The 20588-nt window shown below is 29.8% G+C and carries 22 protein-coding genes and 1 tRNA gene; all 23 read left to right on the top strand.

Features of this window, described 5'->3' with window-relative positions; genetic code table 11:
- Nucleotides 1-73: 73 nt before the first annotated feature.
- The 23 genes from RATSFB_RS05140 to RATSFB_RS05030 all read left to right on the top strand — a co-directional run bounded on the left by RATSFB_RS05140 (nucleotide 74) and on the right by RATSFB_RS05030 (nucleotide 20493).
- Nucleotides 74-1132, top strand: a complete 1059-nt coding sequence (locus RATSFB_RS05140; protein WP_044035573.1) for a Gfo/Idh/MocA family oxidoreductase — start codon at nucleotides 74-76, stop codon at nucleotides 1130-1132.
- Nucleotides 1129-2427, top strand: a complete 1299-nt coding sequence (gene purB, locus RATSFB_RS05135; RefSeq protein ID WP_014094982.1) for an adenylosuccinate lyase — start codon at nucleotides 1129-1131, stop codon at nucleotides 2425-2427. The genes RATSFB_RS05140 and purB overlap by 4 nt, the downstream gene beginning before the upstream one ends.
- A gap of 19 nt (nucleotides 2428-2446) precedes the next feature.
- Nucleotides 2447-2863: an acyl-CoA thioesterase gene (locus tag RATSFB_RS05130; RefSeq protein ID WP_044035572.1), complete on the top strand. Its 417-nt coding sequence runs from the start codon at nucleotides 2447-2449 to the stop codon at nucleotides 2861-2863.
- 163 nt (nucleotides 2864-3026) lie between these two features.
- Nucleotides 3027-3818: a motility protein A gene (locus RATSFB_RS05125; protein ID WP_014094980.1), complete on the top strand. Its 792-nt coding sequence runs from the start codon at nucleotides 3027-3029 to the stop codon at nucleotides 3816-3818.
- 26 nt (nucleotides 3819-3844) lie between these two features.
- Nucleotides 3845-4555, top strand: coding sequence for an OmpA/MotB family protein (locus RATSFB_RS05120; RefSeq protein ID WP_014094979.1), 711 nt, complete (start codon nucleotides 3845-3847; stop codon nucleotides 4553-4555).
- Nucleotides 4556-4559: 4 nt separating this feature from the next.
- A complete protein-coding gene (locus RATSFB_RS05115) occupies nucleotides 4560-5012 on the top strand; it encodes a flagellar basal body-associated FliL family protein (protein WP_014094978.1) in 453 nt (150 codons plus the stop codon).
- Nucleotides 5013-5032: 20 nt separating this feature from the next.
- Entirely contained in the window at nucleotides 5033-5308 is a 276-nt protein-coding gene (locus RATSFB_RS05110) for a flagellar biosynthetic protein FliO (protein ID WP_044035571.1), read from the top strand.
- A 7-nt stretch (nucleotides 5309-5315) separates the two neighbouring features.
- Nucleotides 5316-6053 carry a flagellar type III secretion system pore protein FliP gene (gene fliP / locus RATSFB_RS05105; protein WP_014094976.1) on the top strand — a complete coding sequence of 246 codons (738 nt, stop codon included), beginning with the start codon at nucleotides 5316-5318 and terminating at the stop codon, nucleotides 6051-6053.
- The gene (locus tag RATSFB_RS05100) at nucleotides 6053-6325 is read left to right on the top strand and encodes a flagellar biosynthetic protein FliQ (protein ID WP_014094975.1); all 273 of its coding nucleotides are present in this window, start codon (nucleotides 6053-6055) and stop codon (nucleotides 6323-6325) included. The genes fliP and RATSFB_RS05100 overlap by 1 nt, the downstream gene beginning before the upstream one ends.
- A 10-nt stretch (nucleotides 6326-6335) precedes the next feature.
- On the top strand, nucleotides 6336-8171 hold the full coding sequence (locus RATSFB_RS05095) for an EscU/YscU/HrcU family type III secretion system export apparatus switch protein (protein ID WP_014094974.1): 1836 nt from the start codon (nucleotides 6336-6338) through the stop codon (nucleotides 8169-8171).
- 21 nt (nucleotides 8172-8192) lie between these two features.
- Nucleotides 8193-10283, top strand: a complete 2091-nt coding sequence (gene flhA / locus RATSFB_RS05090) for a flagellar biosynthesis protein FlhA (protein ID WP_014094973.1) — start codon at nucleotides 8193-8195, stop codon at nucleotides 10281-10283.
- Nucleotides 10273-11811: a flagellar biosynthesis protein FlhF gene (flhF, locus tag RATSFB_RS05085; RefSeq protein WP_014094972.1), complete on the top strand. Its 1539-nt coding sequence runs from the start codon at nucleotides 10273-10275 to the stop codon at nucleotides 11809-11811. The genes flhA and flhF overlap by 11 nt, the downstream gene beginning before the upstream one ends.
- Before the next feature lie 7 nt (nucleotides 11812-11818).
- Nucleotides 11819-12553 carry a hypothetical protein gene (locus RATSFB_RS05080; protein ID WP_014094971.1) on the top strand — a complete coding sequence of 245 codons (735 nt, stop codon included), beginning with the start codon at nucleotides 11819-11821 and terminating at the stop codon, nucleotides 12551-12553.
- 49 nt (nucleotides 12554-12602) lie between these two features.
- The gene (locus RATSFB_RS05075) at nucleotides 12603-13412 is read left to right on the top strand and encodes a sigma-70 family RNA polymerase sigma factor (RefSeq protein ID WP_014094970.1); all 810 of its coding nucleotides are present in this window, start codon (nucleotides 12603-12605) and stop codon (nucleotides 13410-13412) included.
- A gap of 27 nt (nucleotides 13413-13439) precedes the next feature.
- Nucleotides 13440-13688 (top strand): hypothetical protein, encoded by a 249-nt coding sequence (locus RATSFB_RS05070; RefSeq protein ID WP_044035570.1) that lies wholly within the window; start codon nucleotides 13440-13442, stop codon nucleotides 13686-13688.
- Between the two features lie 12 nt (nucleotides 13689-13700).
- Entirely contained in the window at nucleotides 13701-14462 is a 762-nt protein-coding gene (locus RATSFB_RS05065; protein ID WP_014094969.1) for a flagellar hook-basal body complex protein, read from the top strand.
- A 31-nt stretch (nucleotides 14463-14493) separates the two neighbouring features.
- A complete protein-coding gene (locus RATSFB_RS05060) occupies nucleotides 14494-15252 on the top strand; it encodes a flagellar hook-basal body complex protein (RefSeq protein ID WP_014094968.1) in 759 nt (252 codons plus the stop codon).
- 65 nt (nucleotides 15253-15317) lie between these two features.
- A complete protein-coding gene (locus RATSFB_RS05055; RefSeq protein WP_014094967.1) occupies nucleotides 15318-15650 on the top strand; it encodes a cytochrome c biogenesis protein in 333 nt (110 codons plus the stop codon).
- A 69-nt stretch (nucleotides 15651-15719) separates the two neighbouring features.
- Nucleotides 15720-15796: transfer RNA gene (locus RATSFB_RS05050), tRNA-Arg, on the top strand.
- A gap of 94 nt (nucleotides 15797-15890) precedes the next feature.
- Nucleotides 15891-16562, top strand: a complete 672-nt coding sequence (locus tag RATSFB_RS05045) for a response regulator transcription factor (protein ID WP_014094966.1) — start codon at nucleotides 15891-15893, stop codon at nucleotides 16560-16562.
- A 34-nt stretch (nucleotides 16563-16596) separates the two neighbouring features.
- Complete coding sequence (locus RATSFB_RS05040; protein ID WP_014094965.1) at nucleotides 16597-17583, top strand: sensor histidine kinase; 987 nt, start codon at nucleotides 16597-16599, stop codon at nucleotides 17581-17583.
- 112 nt (nucleotides 17584-17695) lie between these two features.
- On the top strand, nucleotides 17696-18460 hold the full coding sequence (locus RATSFB_RS05035) for an ABC transporter ATP-binding protein (protein WP_014094964.1): 765 nt from the start codon (nucleotides 17696-17698) through the stop codon (nucleotides 18458-18460).
- Nucleotides 18457-20493 carry an ABC transporter permease gene (locus RATSFB_RS05030; protein WP_014094963.1) on the top strand — a complete coding sequence of 679 codons (2037 nt, stop codon included), beginning with the start codon at nucleotides 18457-18459 and terminating at the stop codon, nucleotides 20491-20493. Before RATSFB_RS05035 ends, RATSFB_RS05030 begins: the two co-directional genes overlap by 4 nt.
- Nucleotides 20494-20588 lie beyond the last annotated feature (95 nt).

Here is a 20588-nt window from a genome sequence, read left to right as displayed (position 1 = left end):
TAGAATTTAAGTTTAATTTTAGTTAAAATTGTTATATGGTTTAAAATTTTGTAGGAATGTGAGGCAGAGTAGTGTGGAAAAAATTAATAACAATATGATATGCGTGGGACTTGCGGGATTCGGTTTATCGGGGAAAATTTTTCAAGCTCCATTTCTTCATGCAGATAGTAGGTTTAATCTTAAAAAAGTTTATGAGAGAACCTCGACTAATTCTAAGAAAGAGTATCCAGAAGTTGAGGTGGTTAGAAGTTTTGATGAACTTTTGACATCTGATATTGATCTTGTTGTAATTTCAACGCCGAATCCTTGTCATTTTGAAATGTCATTGAAAGCTATGCAGGCTGGTAAGCATGTTGTGGTAGAAAAACCTGTTGCATCAACGAGCAAAGAAGTAATGGAATTATGTGAAATATCTAAGCGTGAGAATGTTGTATTTTCTGTTTATCAAAATAGGAGATTTGATGGAGATTTTCTTACTGTCAAAAAAATAATAAATGAAAATATGATTGGTGAAGTTTTGGATTATGAATGCCATTTTGATCGATTTGTAACTGGCAAGAATAAGAAACAATGGAAGGTTGATGGTGGAAAAGGGATAGATCTTTTATATGATATTGGAGTTCATTTGATTGATCAAGCTTACAATATATTTGGGATGCCAAATGAGGTTTATGCCGATTTAAGAAAACAACGTAATGAGTCTTCTGGAATTGATAATTTCCAAGTGTATTTATATTATAAAGATAAAAAAGTTGTGTTATCATCTGGTGAAGTTGTTGCGATGTCTGGACCTCATTTTGCAATTCATGGAACAAAAGGAAGTTTTATAAAATACGGAAAAGATTTGCAAGAGGGTAGACTGATTTCGGGAATGCGACCTTGGGAATCAGATTTGGGAGTTGATGAAGAAAAATATTTTGGAACTCTTTGTAGAGTCAGTGAAAATGAATTTTTGGAAGAGAAGATAGTAACAGAGATAGGTGATTATGGGAAATATTATGACAATATTTATCATGCTATAAATGATGGTGGAGAATTATTTGTAAAACCAGAAGAGGCTATTGATGTTATGAAAATTATTGAAGCTGCACAATGTAGTAGTGCAGAGAAGTGTAGGGTTAAAGTAGTATGATTAAGAGATATTCACGGAAAGAAATGACCAATGTATGGAGTGATGAAAATAAATTTAATTCTTGGTTAAAAGTTGAATTGTTATCTAGTAAAGCTTTTAGTGAGCTTGGGGTTATACCTAAAGATGATGTTAAAAAGCTTTGGGAAAATTGTAAAGTTGATGTGCATAGAATGCTTGAGCTTGAAAGAGAAACAAGACATGATGTTGTTGCTTTTACAAGAGCACTTAGTGAATCTTTAGGAGAAGAGAAGAAGTGGATTCATTATGGCCTTACAAGCACTGATGTTGTTGATACGGCATATGGATATATTTTAAAGCAAGCAAATGAAATTATACTTAGGGATATAGAAGAAATACTTGATGTTTTAAGAGAAAAAGCTATTGAATATAAAAAAGTACCCTGTATAGGTAGAACTCATGGAATTCATGCTGACATAACTTCATTTGGTTTGAAATTTGCTCTATGGTACGATGAGATGATGAGAAATTTGGAGAGGTTTAAATTATCATCACGAGATGTTGAGGTTGGTAAAATAAGTGGTGCTGTTGGGAATTATTCAAACATTGATCCATTTATACAAGATTATGTTTGCAATAAACTTGGAATTAATTCATCAAGTATATCAACTCAAACTCTTCAAAGAGATAGACATGCTTTTTATATGTCAACTATATCTTTAATTGGATCGACTCTTGAAAAAATTGGAGTAGAGATAAGACATCTTCAAAGAACGGAAGTTCGTGAAGTTGAAGAAAGATTTGTAAAAGGACAAAAAGGATCGAGTGCTATGCCACATAAAAGAAATCCAATTTCTAGTGAAAATATAGCAGGGTGTGCCCGTGTTCTAAGAGGTTATACGGTTACATCTTTTGAAAATATTTCACTCTGGCATGAAAGGGATATTTCGCATTCGAGTGCAGAGAGAATAATACTTCCTGATGCTACGATTTTAATTGATTATATGCTCAATAGAATGAAAAATATTTTGGAGAACTTGGTTGTATTTGAAGATAATATGCTTGAAAATATAAATAAAACTTATGGAATTATTTTTTCGCAAAGGGTTATGAATAGTTTAATAAATAAAGGATTGTCGAGAGAAGAGGCTTATGACATTGTTCAATCTTTGGCGATGAATTGTTTTACAAACAAGTTGGAATTTAAAGAAATGCTAATTAATGATTCAGAAATTTTGAAATACTTAACTCTTCTTGAAGTTGAAGAATGTTTTAGTATTGATTATTATATGAAAAATGTTGATATTATTTTGAAGAGGGTTGGTATATTGAAATAATTTTTTGGGGGTAAATAGTTTGAAGTCGATAAAGGATATAGAAGTTAGATATTCTGAAACAGATCAAATGGGTGTTGTTTATCATTCGAATTATTTAATTTGGATGGAGATTGGGAGAACAAATTTCATAAAAGATAGTGGATTTAATATGATGGACTTTGAGCGGAAAGGATTTTTATTTCCTGTTTATGAAATGGATATAAAGTTTATGAGTCCAGCCCGTTATGATGAAAATATTCATGTAGAAACATCTATACATAAATTATCAAAGGTTAAGATGATCTATGAACAAAGGATATTTAATGATAAGAATGAGGAAAAGACTAGAGCATTTGTTACTATTGTTTGTGTAACAAAAAAAGATTTTAAGATCGTTAGATTTGATAAGGAAATGAAAGAATTCTACAATAAATGTTTAAGTTCTTTAGAGAAATAAATTTTATGAAATTTTCAAAAATTAATTAAAGTACATACGTTATGTATGTACTTTCTTTTTTAATAATATTGGAAATAATTCCATTGTTGTAAGTTGAATTATAATGAACGTTTAGAAGAATAATAAAAGATACAAATAATTAGATTTTGAGGAAGTGAACACAATGAAAAAAGATAATTTAAGTATTATTGGGATTGTAGTTGGTATTGTCATGCTACTCTATGGTATGCTAGGGCCCGGAACCTCACTCATGGCATTTGTTGATGTTAAGTCATTTGTAATCGTTATAGTTGGTTCGTTTGCTGCCTTATTAGTTAGTTTTTCAATGAATGAAATAAAGGCTATAGGATCTTATATGAATGTTGTACTTAGGGATACGAACAGAGATAAAATTGCTTTTATTGTTCAAATAATAAATCTTTCTAAAAAAGCAAGAAAAGAAGGAATGTTATCTTTAGAAGGTGAGATTGAGAACATGGATGATGCCTTTTTAAAACAAGGAATTAAACTAATTGTTGATGGAGCTGAGGAAGATGCTATAGTAAATATTTTGGAAAGCGAAATGGAAAATTATGAAGAAAGAATGAAGCAAGGAATTAAGTTCTTTAAACAGTGGGGAGCGTATGCGCCGGCTTTTGGAATGATAGGAACGCTTATTGGACTTATTCAACTTCTTGGAAATATGGAAGATATTAACAAACTTGTTGCCGGTATGGCTACCGCACTCATAACAACTCTTTATGGTGCGATTGCTGCGAATTTAATAATGTTACCTCTTGCAGATAAAATTTCTCTTAATGCAGGAAAAGTTATGGATTTTATTATGCTTGAGTATAAAGCTATAAGATGTGTTAGATCTGGATATACTCCTAAAATGATACAAGAAATTTTAAGTACATATTTAGAGGAAAGTGAAAAGATTAAGCTCGAGGAGAATATAAAGTCAAATAAATAATTAATTCGTTTGGGGATGAAAAATTTATGGGAAAGAAGAAAGAGGAAGAACAAGGTGGTGGAGCTCCTGAGTGGATGGTTACATTCTCTGATGCGATGACTTTACTTATGGTGTTTTTCATATTGTTGTTTTCAATGTCGACTGTAGATGCAAAGAAAGAAGCTCAGCTTACTCAGGCTTTCAATAATATATTTAACGGTGGAGGGAATAACCCCATTACTAACGAGGGAGTTGGGGAAGATATATTTAATAATGTAGATAAAGAACAGGAAGAAGAGAAAACTCAAGATTCTTTGGTTGATATATTAAATAATTTAATTAATGAAAAGGGACTTGAAGATTTTATTTCAGTTGAAGTAGTTGAAAGAGGGGTTTCTGTTGTGGTTGTTGACTCATTGCTTTTTCAATCGGGAAGAGCTGACCTGAAGGGGGAAAGTAAACATATATTAAGAGATATCGCAGATGTTTTAAATGAAATTGATAACCAGATAATTATTGAAGGTCACACGGACAATGTTCCAATTAATACATATATGTTTGCGAGTAACTGGGAGTTATCAACGGCAAGATCGGTTGTTGTTACTAGATTTTTAGTCGAGTCTGCGAATGTCAATCCAGTACGTATATCTGCCCAAGGCTATGGAGAGTTTAGACCTATTGCACTTAATGATACTGCTGAGAATAAGGCTAAAAATAGAAGAGTTAATATTTTGATTTTGAATAAAGTAGAAGGGTGATTTTATGGCAAGTGAAGAAAAGAAGAAGTCGGGTAAAGGAGTAATTATAATTGTAATTGTTTTACTTTTAGTAATTGTCATTGGGGGAGTAGCTGGGTTTTTTATAATTTCCAAAATGAACAATAATAGTGATGAGCCTAAGAAGATAGTTGAGGAAGTTATGCAGTTAGATGATATTGTAGTTAATATAAAAGATCCTTCTAACAAAAAATATGTAAAGGCATCACTAGCAATGACTTACGATTCAAAAAATAAGAAAGCACTCGAGAGTATAAATTCAAACATTTATAAAATAAAAGATACGATCATAACGATATTCAAAAATAAATCGTTAAGCGAAGTTGAAACCAGTGAAGGAATTGAAGCAATTAAACTTGAGATTAAAAATGCTGTTAATTCAATTCTTGAATCTGAAGTATTATTATCTGTTTATTTTACAAACTTGTTAGTGAATTAAATATTAAGATGAGTAGTGTTATGAATGTGTTTGCGTTAATTTTAATTTTAGTAATTCTTATGATCGTTTATATAAAATTGAATTTTAAGGGTATGCAAAATCAAAATATATTTATAAAGGTTATCTCAAGAGCTTGTGTTTCAAAAGATAATTATATTTTGATTATAAAAGTTATGGATAAATATTATTTGTGTTCTTCAAGTCATGGGGGAGTTAATCTTATCGAACATTTAGATGAGAGTAGAGTTTTGGAGTGTATGAAAAAGAGGAAGAGTGCATTTTCAGAAGGAAGGTAGTTATTTTATGAAGAAGGCTTTCTATAGAGTATGTATGTTAGTTGTTTTAGCGATTGTACTTATTGATTTTAAGGTGAGTGCGTTGGGGATTTTTTCAGATAGCAACGAAGGGTTTATTAGTAAAAATGTTGAGCTTTTTATATTTTTCACGCTACTTACTTTTTTGCCTATGTTGATAATAATGACAACGAGTTTCACAAGAATAGTTATAACGTTTGCTTTTTTGAAAAATGCTTCAGGACTTCAGAATGCAATACCTAGTATGGTTTTGGTTGGACTTTCGATAATACTGACTTTCTTTATAATGATGCCAATTGGAGAAAAGATTAATAATGATGCGATTGTTCCTTACATGAATAAGGATATTAGTGGTAAGGAAGCATATGATAGGGGAGTTATTCCTATTAAGGAATTTATGTTTAAGCAAACGAGGAAAGATGATTTGGAATTATTTTTAGAGCTTTCAAAATATGAGGGAGAAGTTACATCAGAAAATGTTCCTATTACAACTCTTATGTCATCTTTTGCACTCAGTGAACTTAAGACATCATTCCAAATTGGATTTTTGATATTTATTCCATTTTTGATAATTGACATGGTTGTTGCTAGTATACTTATGGCTATGGGGATGATGATGGTTTCACCTGCGATAATATCACTTCCGTTTAAAATACTTCTCATTGTACTTGTAGATGGTTGGAGACTTGTAATTAAATCATTATTTATGAGCTTTGGAGGTGTTTGATGAGTCAAAATTTGGCAATTTCAGTAATAAGAAAAGCGTTGGTTACAGGATTCAAAATATCAATTCCATTTTTGTTGATTACTATGATAATTGGAATAGCTATAAGCATAATTCAAGCTATTACACATTTAAATGATCAGAGCTTAACTTTTGTTCCTAAAGTTTTAATATTATCGCTTATGGGACTTATGATGGCGCCTTTTGTGATTAAACAGATGGTTAAATTTACGAATGAGATGTTTAATATAGTTCAAAAAATTACAACTGGTTAGGTGAGTTTAATTGAATTTTGAAATCGATTATAAAATTCTTCTATTAATAATCATACGAGTTAGTGCGTTTATCGTTATATCTCAAGTTTTTTTTCCAAAAGGTATAAGCAATGTATTTAAGATTATGTTTTCTGTAGCATTTGCATTTATGTTGTTTCCTATTATTTATCAAAATGTTGATATAAAACTTTATGGAAATGAACAGTACATATTTTTAATTTTATCAGAAACGCTAATAGGGTTGTTGATTGGGATTTTTGTTAATTTACTTTTTCAACTTTTTAGTGGAATTGGATCTGTTTTGGATTCCCAAGGTGGATTTTCTTCAGCACAAATATTTGATCCGATGACAAATAATAATTCAAGTGTGATAGAGAAGATTTTTTATTGGATTTCGCTTAGCGTATTTATAATTTTTAATGGTCACCATTATTTTATACGGGCGTTTATATTTAGCTATGAAAAGATAGGAATTGGAGATTTAAATATTTCTTCAGATTTTTTAAATAGTTTTATTTTTGCAATGCTTACAATTTTTAGAGCATCATTTATGATAATAATCCCTATTATTATAATTTTGATTTTTGTCGACATTATCTTAGGGATAATATCTAAGATAATTCCGAAGATAAACATGATAGTTGTGAGTTTTCCATTTAAGATAGCAGTGACAATATCACTTTTGATTATATCGGTAAAAATTATATTTACAAGATTTATGGATATCTATGTGGATTTTAATAATCTAATTTTTAAAGTGTTTTCATTTGCTCCAGTGATATTTGTATTTTCAGATGATAAGACGGAAGAGGCAACGCCACATAAAAAGAAGAAGGCAAAAGAGGAAGGTAATATTGCCAAATCTACATTTTTGGTTTCAGCAATTTCTATTCTTGGAGTTGTTTTAGTCATTATACTTGGAAAATTTATTTTGGGGGAACTCCAAAAGATAATGTCATATTTCCTTGGAGATGGGATTGCTTATAATTATGGTGGATATGATGTCGTTGATATTTTTAAATTTGTTTTGCCGAAGATTTTAATTGTTGTGCTTATACCTGGAATTATTTTTATAGGACTTTCTGTTATATCAAACATAATCCAAACAGGATTTTTGATTACGCCAAAACTTTTAAAACCAAACTTTAAAGATTTTAATCCATTAAATACAATTAAAAACATTTTTAGTATTAAATCATTGTTTGATTTATTTAGAGATTTCATTATTGTCATAGTACTTTGTTATTTTTCTTATCAATTTATCATTGATAATATGGAAACGTTTTTAAGGCTTGGAAACTTCAAAACAAATCAATCTTTTTCATTTGTTGTACCTTTATTTATTTCTATATTTACAAAAATTTTTGGAGTAGTTGCGGCAATAGGTGCAGTTGATTTTATGATTGAGAAATTTCGTTATAATAAAAAACTTAAAATGACTAAGCAAGAAGTTAAAGAAGAATTTAAACAAATGGAAGGAGATCAACAGGTAAAATCTCAAATTAGGCAAAAGGGTAAACAAATAATTATGCAAAATATGATGTCTAATGTTAAAAATTCTTCTGTTATAATAACAAACCCGACTCATATAGCTGTAGCACTTCGGTATAAACAGGGGGAGGATATGGCCCCTAAACTTATGGCGAAGGGAATAAATCATGTTGCTTATAGGATAAAGGAACTTGCTCAAGAAAATAATGTTCCTATTGTTGAAGATAAACAACTTGCGAGATTTATTTATAAGAATGTTGAGCTAGAAGCGGAGATACCACAAGAGATATATAAATCAGTGGCAGATATTTTGACGTACATATTTAAACTTAATAACAAAAGTAAAAAGTATTAGTAAGAGAGGGGTGTTGTTTGATTGGAAAATACAAAAGCCCTGGGATTAAATAAAAAGGATTTAATAGATATTGGTGTGGCAGCTGGGATAATTTGCATTGTACTTATGATTATTATTCCAATGCCACCTTTTATTTTAGATATGCTTATTGCTGTTAATATAACAATCTCTGTAATGATATTGTTGATTACTATATTTTCTACAGAAGTTTTAGAGTTTTCAATATTTCCGACTATTTTGCTTGTTACTACTCTTTTTAGGCTTGCATTAAACGTGTCTTCAACTAGGCTTATTCTTTCTAAGGCTGATGGTGGAAGTATCATAAAAGCATTTGGAGAGTTTGTTATCGGAGGGAATTATGTAGTAGGAGTAATTATTTTTTTGATCATTGTTATAATTCAATTTCTTGTTATAACAAACGGTTCTGGCCGTGTATCAGAAGTTTCAGCAAGATTTACGCTCGATGCTATGCCAGGGAAACAAATGAGTATTGATGCTGATTTAAACTCTGGAATTATATCTGAAGAGGAAGCGAAAAGAAGGAGAAGGAATCTTCAACTTGAGGCAGATTTTTATGGATCAATGGATGGTGCCTCGAAGTTTGTTAAAGGTGATGCTATAGCAGGGATAATTGTAACTTTGATTAATATCATTGCGGGTATAGTTATAGGAACAATGATGATGGGAATGGAAGTTGGAGAAGCAGCGTCTACATATGTGAGGTTAACTGTAGGGGATGGATTGGTTTCACAAATACCAGCTCTTTTAATTTCAACTGCTTCTGGTGTAATTGTAACTAGATCAGGAGATGGAAAAAGTTTAAGTCGTGCGATTTCGGAACAATTTTCATCGTTTCCAATTGTGCTTTTGACATCTGCAGGAATACTTGGAATTCTTGCAATAATTCCAGGGCTTCCAACCATTCCGTTTTTAGCTTTAGCAGTTATGACTGGTTTGGGAGGATTTTTAATTTTAAAAAGTGGAGATAAGTCTGGAAAAGATTTACAAGAAGAAAATTTAAAGCAAGACGTTGAGAACGCAGAACAAGTTAAATCAGAACCTGAAAATGTAAATAAGCTTATATTGATTGAGCCTATTGAACTTGAAATTGGATATGGTCTTATTCCTTTAGCAGATGAAAGAAATGGAGGAGATCTTTTAAGCAGAATAGCATCAATAAGAAGACAAATTGCAATTGAGCTTGGACTGATTTTGAAACCAATAAGGATTAGAGATAATTTGCAACTTAAGAGTAATGAATATGTGCTAAAAATTTGGGGCACAATAGTGGTTAAAGTAGAAGTTATTCCCAATATGTTAATGGCTATTTCAACTTCTAATGAAGAACTTGATGGTATACAGGGGCTTATGACAAAAGATCCAACATTTGGACTCGATGCGAAGTGGATAGAAAAATCTCAAAGAGAAGAGGCTGAACTTTTAGGATTTACGGTTGTTGATCCGACGACAATAATTGTTACTCATATAACTGAGATGATAAAGATTAAGGCTTTTGAACTTATTGGACGACAAGAAACAAAAGAAATTGTAGATACGCTAAAAGAGAAGTATCCAACTGTTGTGGAAGAACTCGTACCAGATCTTATGAGTATTGGAGATGTCCAAAAAGTTTTACAAAATCTTCTTAAGGAAAGAATTCCTATTAAGGATCTTGTAACAATTTTTGAGAGTCTTGCTGATAATTCAAGAATTGTAAAAGATGTTGAGGTTTTGACAGAGCATGTGAGATTTGCTCTTAGTAGAGTTATTTCAAACATGTTTGTCGATGAGGAGAAAAAAATTGTTGTTGTTACTCTGAGTCCAAAACTCGAAGAACTTTTAACAAATAGTATTCAAAAGTCAACACAAGGAAGTTTTATTGCATTAGAACCAAACTTATCAAGAAAGGTGTTTGAAGCAATAAGTTATGCAATTAAGAGAGTTCAATTTAATTATAGTCAGCCTATTATTCTTGTTTCACCACGAATTAGGCCAGCGTTTAAAAGATTTACGGAATTAGTGTTTGGGGATTTGTTTATTATTTCCTTAAATGAAATCGTACCCGATGTACAAATAATAAATAGTAGGATGGTAGAGATAGATGATAATTAGAAAGTATTTAGTAGATGACATAAATGAGGCTTTATTTTGTATTAAACATGAGCTTGGTGATGATGCTTACATAATAAGTAAAAAGCAAGTCAGACAACCAGGTATAAAAGGACTTTTTACAAATAAAAAGTTGGAAGTTACGGTAGGAGTTGTAAATCCTACAAATACTAATGAAAATAGATTATTACCTGGGGATGAGTTTGATAATAGTGCCAATTTTAATTCGGTAGCTTCTAATCAAGCACAATCACAGACTGATATAAATGGATTAAACAATGCAACGAATTTTAAAAATACAAATATGAATGTACCTTTGACAAGTTCTTTTCAATCAAATATTTATAAACCCCAAGAACAAAGTCAATCTATGAGTTATTACAATAAATTGTTCGAGGAGAAACACAAAGAACTTAATGGTTTTTCAGAAAATATGTTTTCAAATCAAATCAAAGATGGATCAGCATATGTTAATCAAAATGCTAACATTAATCCATTTAATATGGAAAGTAAGAACAGGTTAGAAAATTACAATATGAAATCTAATTCATCTATCATGGATTTCAATTTAGATTCAAATTATGAGGTATCTAAGATTAATAACATTACGAATCAAAACCAAATCAATGAAAATCAAAATGAAGCAATAAATAATTACGCTGATTTAATAAAACAAAGTAATATTGGAGATAATAAAAACTGTACACTTGATGAATTGAAGAAAGAAATACATGAGATTAAAAATATTGTAGGAGAAATTGCGACTTCTAAACCATCACCAAGTTATTTAGATGAAATTTTGTATAGCCAAGATATATGCAAAGATCTTTGTGATGAAATTAGAGCAAGCTGTACATTAACAAAAGATGAGCTTATGAATAAATCGGCAGTCAAAAAATATTTAAGGGGAATTTTTTCAAACATAATTAAGATTTATGACTCTAATATTTCAAGCAAAGTAGTAGTAGTTGGACCAACGGGTTCTGGGAAAACAACAACTATTGCAAAACTTGCGGGTATGCTTTCTCTAAATTTAAACAAGAGTGTAGGATTAGTTACGATAGACACGTTTAGAGTTGGAGCTGTTGAACAATTGAAAATGTACGCAGACATTATGAATATACCGTACAAATATGTTACGACTCTTGAGGATATAAGAAATGTTTTTGATTATATGAAATCGTGTGAAGTTGTTTTAGTAGATACGATAGGAAGAAGTAACAAAAATATTATACATTTAAATGAACTTAATATGTTTGTTCAATCTATTCAATCAGACGAAGTGACACTTGTTGTTAGTGCCGGAATGAAACAGCAAGATTTAGACGGATTTATAAATTCATTTAAAGGCATCAAATTTAAAAATGTTATAGTAACAAAGTTAGATGAAACAAATAGTTTTGGTATGTTTGTAAATATTTGTTATAAAACATCTTTGCCAATAAGTTTTGTTACAGTTGGTCAAGATGTTCCGCTAGATATTAAGCAACCAAATAAAGAGGAAATTTTAGATATGATTTTAGGAGAATAAGAGAGTTATGATTGGAAGTCAAGCAAGCTCACTTGTAAGTCTTTTGAGGAGCGCTAGTGCTCTTCAAAAGACTTTGCAGGTTATAGGGTTTATAAATTGTACAGACAATGATAATGAAGCTTTATTAGATGTAATTAGTAAAAGTATATCACGGAGCAAGGAAAGTGTGATATTTAGGGATTTTAATGATGAAAATCATGAAGATAAATGTATTAAATTTGTTGAAGGTGAGACAAATAAATTAATCGGTAGAAATATTTTTTCAGATAATATTTTTAAAAGTAAATATAATCAAGAAATTTTAAAAATTGGTGGATTTATGAGTGAACAACAATTTAAAAATTTAGATCTCATCCTTTTAGATGCTACGGACATCTTTGAACAAGTTTATTCTAAAATTTCAAAAATTAGTGATAATATTTTGATTTTAGCAAATAATACAGAGGACAGTTTAAATAGAATCACTGAAAAAATTGGTTATGGAAAATTAAGTGGACAAGAAGTTCAGATTATTTTGATAGATTATACGCAAGATTTAGATTGGAAAAATTATTTTGAAAATCTTACAGATATTATCACAAAAAAATGTGGTGTAAAGTTTAAAATACTGGATTTGATAGATAAAAAATTTTTGAATATAGAGCTTTATAAAATAGCTGAAAAAATTTATTTAAATACGATTAACGAATATGGAAGTAAGAATTCTAATTTTTTGGATTTTATTATTAATGTTTTAGACTAAAAATTTTCAAAATGGGGGAATGATTGGAGAACTTAGGAGGAAATTTATTATGATAGCAGATGTTACTAAGGTTGAGGACAGTAAAAAACAAAATGACTACAATGATGAATCTGAAATGAGTACAAGCATTAAAAAGATAGATAATGATGATATAGTTGTTGAAAATTATATCCCTATTGTTATGTATATAGCATCTAAGGTGATAACGGGAAAATCAAAATATATGGAATTTGATGATTTAGTAGGATATGGAATGATTGGATTAATGGACGCAATTAGTAAGTTTGACAAAAGTAAGGGAATGAAATTTTCAACTTATGCTTCTATTAGAATTAAGGGAGCTATGATTGATGAGATAAGAAAAAATAGTCCTGTATCTAAGGGAATTGCGGACAAGTTAAATAAGTATAACAAAGCAGTAGAAGTGCTTAGAAATACTTTGATGAGAGAGCCCGGGGTTTTGGATATAGCAAATTACCTTGATCTTTCTGTTGGTGAGGTAGGTACTATTGAAAATTATGTTAACTATGTATCGAAAGTGTCTTTGGAGAACATGATATTTTCGGATGATGATAATATTTCTCTTATAAACACAATAAAAGATACAAATAGTCCAAACCCTGAGAGTGCTCTTGAAGATAAAGAAGTTGTTGAATATTTAGGACAAGCAATAGATAGCTTGAGAGAAAAAGATAAAAAAGTTATTTACTATTATTATATAAAGTGTATGACTCTTAAAGAAATTGGAAAAATATTAAAAGTATCAGAGTCTAGAGTGTGTCAAATTCATAATAGGGCTCTTAAAAATTTGAAAACTATTATGGAAAAATATTATTATGACAAACGAATTTATAATTAGTAATCCTATTAGGAGGGGAAAGACCTAGTGTTAATATTTTTGTCATTTGGATTAATAGTTTGTTGTTTTGTTATAGAAAAGATTATGAATAATCAAAAAAATAAAGGCAAATTTGCAGAATTAATAAATAAATCAGATTTTGGAGATAATGTCACAAAGTCTGATTTAATTTCATTTAGACATGAAATAGGAGAAACAATTTTTGAAATTCAAAAAGAGATTGAGGAAATTAAGGCATCTTTGGATAACATCCAAAAACAAAATAATGATAGTTAATGAGGTAAGACTATGATTAGAGGAATGTATACAGCTATTTCTGGACTTGTAAGTCTTGAAGCTAAGCAAGCTGTCATAACAAATAATCTAACCAATATAAGTACACCTGGATTTAAGCCTGATGATTTAATTATTTCTCAGTTTGATAAAGTTATGATGGCTAACAAAGATAATGGATTTAGCAGTTTTAAAAATTTGGGAGGAATGTCTATTGGATCAAAGATAGATTCTACTAGAACGAAATTTGATCAAGGAAGTTTAAAACAAACGGATAAATTTACAGATTTTGCTCTTATTGGAGATGGATTTTTTACAGTTATTCAAGGAGGTCAAGAGTATTATACCAGAGATGGATCTTTTGTTCTTGATGAAATTGGGAATTTAAAAACTTCAACAGGAGCTTCGGTTATGGGAGTGAATTTAAGAAATGGAAATTATGAACCAATTAATGTTGGACTTGCAACGAATATTTCTGTGGATGGATATAACAATTTAATTGTAGATAATCAAGCTTATTATAGAATTAGGATTTCAGATTTTCAAGATAAGCAAACTATAGAAAAAGTTGGGAACAATTTATATAAAGGAGATGGAGTAACGGAGATATTAACTTCGAAGGTTCGTAATAATAATATTGAAGTTTCTGAAGTTGATCCAGCGATTGAAATGGTAAATTTAACAAATACTCTTAGAAGTTTTGAAAGTACTATGAAGATACTTGGATATTTGGATGAAAGTTTACGTATTTCTGCAAATGATATTGGGAAAGTTTAATTTAAAATTATTTAAGTAGGAGGTGTAAAATATGTTTTATATCCTTAACAATAGTAAAAGTGGAATGATAGCACAGCAACAGAAGCTAGATATAATTTCTAATAATATGGTAAATATAAATACTCACGGTTATAAAAAAATTGATAGTTCATTTTCGAGCTTGTTTCACAAAGATTTAAATATAAAGGGAGTACCAGTAACAGAATTAAATTCATCGATTGGAAACGGAGTTAAATTAACAGGTATTGGAAGAAATAAATCTCAAGGATCACTTCAGCCAACTGGAATTAATACAGATATTGCTATAGATGGTAATGGATTTTTTAAAATAACTGATGGCAATGGACAAGTGTCTTATACTAGAAGTGGAGCTATGAATGTTGATACATTTGGAAGGATTACTGATAAAAATGGAAATTTGGTTGAGGTTTCTTATTTTGACGGAGTAGATTCGATGAACACAGGACTTTCAGCAAAAAATATGATTGTAGATAAGAATGGATTGGTTTCAACATCTGATGGTAAATGGATTTGTAAGATAAATCTTTATGATGCGGTTGGTAATGGAGATTTGATATCTAAGGGAGAGAATAGCTTTGTTCCTTCTGGAGAAAATGTTATAATGTTTCAAGTGCAATCAGATTTTTATCAGGGACATCTTGAAATGTCAAATGTTGATGTTGCACAAGAGATGACCGAGATGATTCTTGCACAAAGAGCATACCAAATGGCAACGAAGGGGATAAACACAGCAGACGAAATGTGGTCAATGCTCAACAATATCCGGTAAAATAAATACAAATTTAAGAAAACAGTTTTATAATGGTTTTCTTTTGAAGGTGTTAAGGAGTTTTTATGCAGTTTAAAAGATTTAAAATTGAGGTATATATACCATACAATTTTACAGATAAGATACGTGAACTTTTAAATTCTACAGGAGTCGGTAAGGTTGGAAATTATGATAATTGTGTTTGTGTATCTGAGGTTAAAGGGGTGTTTAGACCTCTTGAAGGATCAAATCCATATTTAGGATTTGAAAATAAACTTTGTGAGGTCCTCGAAAATAAAGTTGAAGCCATTTGTAATAAAGAAGATTTAAAAATGGTGATTGAGAAAATAAAAAATATTCATCCATATGATGAGCCTTTAATTAACATAATACCACTTATAGATTTTGAGGAAATATAAAATTAAATTTTTTATGATTGTAATGTATTGAATTTGGTAAGATATTTTTAGTATAATTACTTATACTTTGCATCTATAGCTCAGCTGGATAGAGTGTTGGACTTCGAATCCAAAGGTCGCAGGTTCGAACCCTGCTAGGTGCGCCAAAAAATGCCGTAATTGATTTTCAGTTACGGTGTTTTTATTTTTAAAGTTAATATCATTTTATGTGAAAATTTTTGGTGGGGAATGGTATGTAAAATGTATAGATTGTTAATTGTTGAAGATGATTTTAGAATTGCTGAGGCAATTAAAGAGAAAATGAAGATGTGGGATTTGGATTTATATGTTATAGAGGATTTTAGGATGGTTCTTACTGATTTTAAATCTTATAATCCACATATTGTTTTGCTTGATATTTCTCTTCCATTTTTCGATGGATATCATTGGTGTAGGGAAATTCGAAAAATTTCAAATATTCCGATTATATTTATATCCTCTGCGTCTGATAACATGAATATTGTAATGGCAATGAATATGGGGGCAGATGATTTTATAGCTAAACCTTTTGATATGAATGTGTTGGTGGCAAAGGTACAGGCTATGTTACGTAGAGCCTATGATTTTATACAGAGTGTTTCGGTGTTGGAGCACAGAGGTGCATTTTTGAATATGGAGGATGATACGCTTACGTTTAATAATAATAAGATAGCTCTTACAAAAAATGAATATAGAATTCTTTTATGTCTTATGGAGAATAAGGGTAAGGTTGTAAGTAGAGAAAAAATTATGGAAAGATTATGGAAAACAGAATCTTTTATTGATGAAAATACACTGACAGTTAATGTTAATAGATTACGAAAGAAATTAGATTCTTCAGGACTTGAAAATTTTATTACCACTAGGGTTGGTGTTGGATATATTGTTGAGTGAAATTTAGAGAATTACTAAAATGAGAGAGGTTTCAATGAAATTATTTTTGTTATATATAAAACAACATAGAAAAGGAATTCTTGTGTGGACCTTATTTTGTTTATTTTTCATTGTTAGTTTTATTTTATATCGTTTACCACTTAAAGCTGTCATATATCCGTCATTAATATGTTTGATTTTTGGTGTCGTATTTATTTGCATAGGATTTTTAAATAAAATGCGTAAACATAATCAGATTATAATAATGAAAAAATTAACAGCTGATATGATCTCTTATATGCCATCTATTGAATGCATTGAAGATAGTGATTACCAAGAAGTTATAGAATCCTTGAAGAGTGAAGTCTCACAATTAAATGCATCTACATCTGAACGTTACAAAAATCTTATGGAATATTATACTTTATGGGTACATCAAATCAAGATACCTATTACTTCAATGCAGCTTACTTTACAAAATGAAGATACTTTAATTTCTAGGAAATTATCTTCGGATTTATCACAAATAAGTCAGTATGTTGAAATGGTTTTAGCATTTATGAAACTTGAGTCAGATTATAATGATTATGTTTTTAGGAAACATAATGTTGGGGATATTATAAAGCATTCAATTGCAAGATTTGCTTCTGAGTTTATTGATCGTAAGATTAGGATTGAATATGACGCTATAGAAAGAATAATTGTAACAGATGAGAAATGGTTTTCTTTTGTAATCGATCAGCTTTTGTCTAATGCTTTGAAGTATACTCGTAAGGGTAGTATTAAAATTTATATTAAAGGTGCAATACTTTGTATTGAGGATACAGGAATTGGTATAGCACCAGAAGATTTATCTCGTATTTTTGAGAAGGGATATACGGGATATAACGGAAGGATTTATAAAAAGGCTAGTGGAATTGGACTTTACCTTTGTAAACGAATTTGTAATAATCTTGAGATTGATATTTATGTTACATCTGAACTTTATAAGGGAACAATAGTACATATTAATTTAGAACAAAATAATTTTAAAAGAGATTAGTACCTTACAAAAATGTAAGGTTTAGCTTGGGAAATGTAAGCCAAATCGATGGTGGGTCATTTCCCTTTTTTGTTAAAATAACATCATAAAATTGAGTGGAGGAACAACATCTATGAGTATTTTGGAAGTAAATAGTTTAAAAAAGGTTTATAGTACTCGTTTTGGGGGAAATAAAGTTGAGGTGTTAAAAAATGTAAATTTCAGTGTAGAGAAGGGTGAGTTTGTTTCTATCATGGGCGAATCTGGATCAGGTAAGAGTACTCTTTTGAATATTATGGCAGCAATTGATAAGCCAACAAGTGGAAGTGTTATTTTAGATGGCAATGATATTTCTAAAATTAGGGAATCATTTATTGCAAATTTTCGGAGAGATAATCTTGGATTTGTATTTCAGGATTTTAATTTGTTGGATACTTTTACTTTGGAGGATAATATTTATTTACCTCTCGTACTTGCAGGGAAACATTACACAGAAATGCATGATCGTTTGGTATCAATATCAGAACGACTTGGTATTCACAAGCTTCTTAAAAAGTATCCATATGAGGTATCTGGAGGTCAAAAGCAGAGAGCTGCTGTTGCACGGGCAATGATAAATAATCCTAAAATAATTCTTGCTGATGAACCAACGGGTGCATTAGATTCTAGAGCTACTGATGAGTTGCTTCGCCTTTTTGTAGAGGTTAACAATATAGGTCAAACAATTCTAATGGTAACGCATTCGGTTAGAGCTGCAAGTGTAGCAAATCGTGTTTTATTTATTAAAGATGGAGAAGTATTTCATCAAATTTATCGTGGGGATGATACAGATGATCAATTTTATCAAAAAATTTCAGATACATTGACTTTACTCATAACAGGAGGAGCAAGAAAATGAAAATAAATTTTTATCTCAAACTTGCTATGAGTAGTATTCGAAAAAATAAGAGGATGTATGTTCCATATATTTTTACTTGTATTGGCATGATAATGATGTTTTATATTGTTATGTTTTTAGGAGTGAGCGATATATTAAATAATTTGAGAGGTAGGGAAACAATTAGGACGGTTCTTCATCTTGGTAGTCAGGTTATTGCAGTATTTTCTGGAATTTTTTTGTTTTACACAAATTCTTTTTTAGCTCGACGTAGAAAAAAGGAATTTGGTCTTTATAATATCCTTGGTATGGGGAAAAGAAATATAGGGATTATATTATTTTGGGAAACTTTGATTATTGGAGTTATATCAATTGGTATTGGACTGTTGGCAGGAATTATTTTTTCGAAGTTAGCTGAGCTTGTACTTGTTAATCTTATGGGTAGTATTGTAAATTATACTTTTTCAATCTCGATGATTTCAATTGAAAGAACTATTCAAGTTTTTGGAATTATATTTATTTTGATTTTGATTAATTCAATCCGTCAAGTGCAATTTTCAAGTGCAATTAATCTTATACGAAGTGAGAATGTTGGAGAAAAACCTCCAAAAGGTAATTGGTTCATTGGGATTATGGGGATTTTGATTTTGGGAGTTTCCTATTATATCTCAGTTATAATTCAAGATCCTATTCAAGCACTTCCTACATTTTTCATCGCTGTAATTATGGTAATTATAGGTACATATTTTACAATGATTTCAGGCTCTATTTTATTTTTACGTATTTTAAAAAAGAGAAAGAGGTACTATTATAAAACAAATCATTTTGTATCTGTTTCTTCAATGATTTATCGTATGAAAAGGAATGGAGCAGGTCTTGCGTCTATTTGTATTTTAGCTACAATGGTTTTGGTTATGATGGCATCTACAGCTTGTCTTTATTTTGGTAAAGAAGATGCAATAAATACAAGATATCCACGTGATATTAATTTAGAATTTAGGTTTGATGAATTAGATAGTTTTTTAAATAGAAATATTGAGAAATTAGAAGATAAATTATCAGATGAGTTAAGAGAGCGTAATGTTGTACCAGAAAATAGATATTTTTATCGCAATGCTGCTATCTATGGAATAGTTAATGGTAGTTATGTTGAAACAACCTTAATAAATTATAATTCATCAAATGGAACAAATGCATATTCAATAAACTTTATTTCACTTGATGATTACAATGAAATTATGAATTCAAATGAAACATTAAATGATGGAGAGGCGTTATTATATTCTTATAAAAATAGTTATAAGGATGATAAGATTTCTTTTAGCAATGGGGAAATATTTAATATTAAAAAGAAGATTGATGATTTTGTTAATATTGGTGACAGTGCAATTGATATGTTATACAATATAATATTAATTGTGCCAGATATAGAAAGTGTTATCAGAAGTTTTGATAATTTATCAGATTTCTATGGGGAAAAATTAGCTAGGAAAAGTTTTATTTATAACTTTGATACTGGAATGGAACCGAGTAAACAAATAGAACTTTATAATAGTTTCTTGGATATTTTCACAAATGAATTAATCAAAGAAAATTTTGGATATAAAAGTGTTTATTTAAGAAGTCAGGAATTTGAACGTGAAAATTTCAATAGTCTTTTTGGAGCGTTATTTTATATAGGGATTATTTTAAGCATTGTATTTATCGCAGCAGCAGTACTAATTATTTATTATAAACAAATTTCAGAAGGATATGAGGATCAATCACGATTTGGAATTATGCAAAAAGTTGGTATGACCAAGAAAGAAATCAGAAAGAGTATTAATTCACAACTTTTAACTGTATTTTTTTTGCCACTGATTATAGCATTTATACATTTGATATTTGCTTTTCCAATTATATGTAGATTACTTTTAACAGTTAGTATTAATAATGTGGTACTGTTTGCTATAACAACAATAAGTAGCTTTATTGTATTTGCTATATTTTATATGATTATATACAAAATTACATCTAATTCGTATTACAGAATAGTAAGCGAAACAACAAAATAGATTTAAGCCACTAAATTATTTAAAATTTAGTGGTTTTTATTTTGGGATTTGTACAAACTATCTTTAAAGATTTATGTTTTAAACTTATTTGGAGA

Source organism: Candidatus Arthromitus sp. SFB-rat-Yit, assembly GCF_000283555.1.
Lineage (GTDB): Bacteria > Bacillota > Clostridia > Clostridiales > Clostridiaceae > Dwaynesavagella.
The sequence above is the reverse complement of the archived record's forward strand: the minus strand, read 5'-3'. Positions and strand labels throughout refer to the sequence as shown.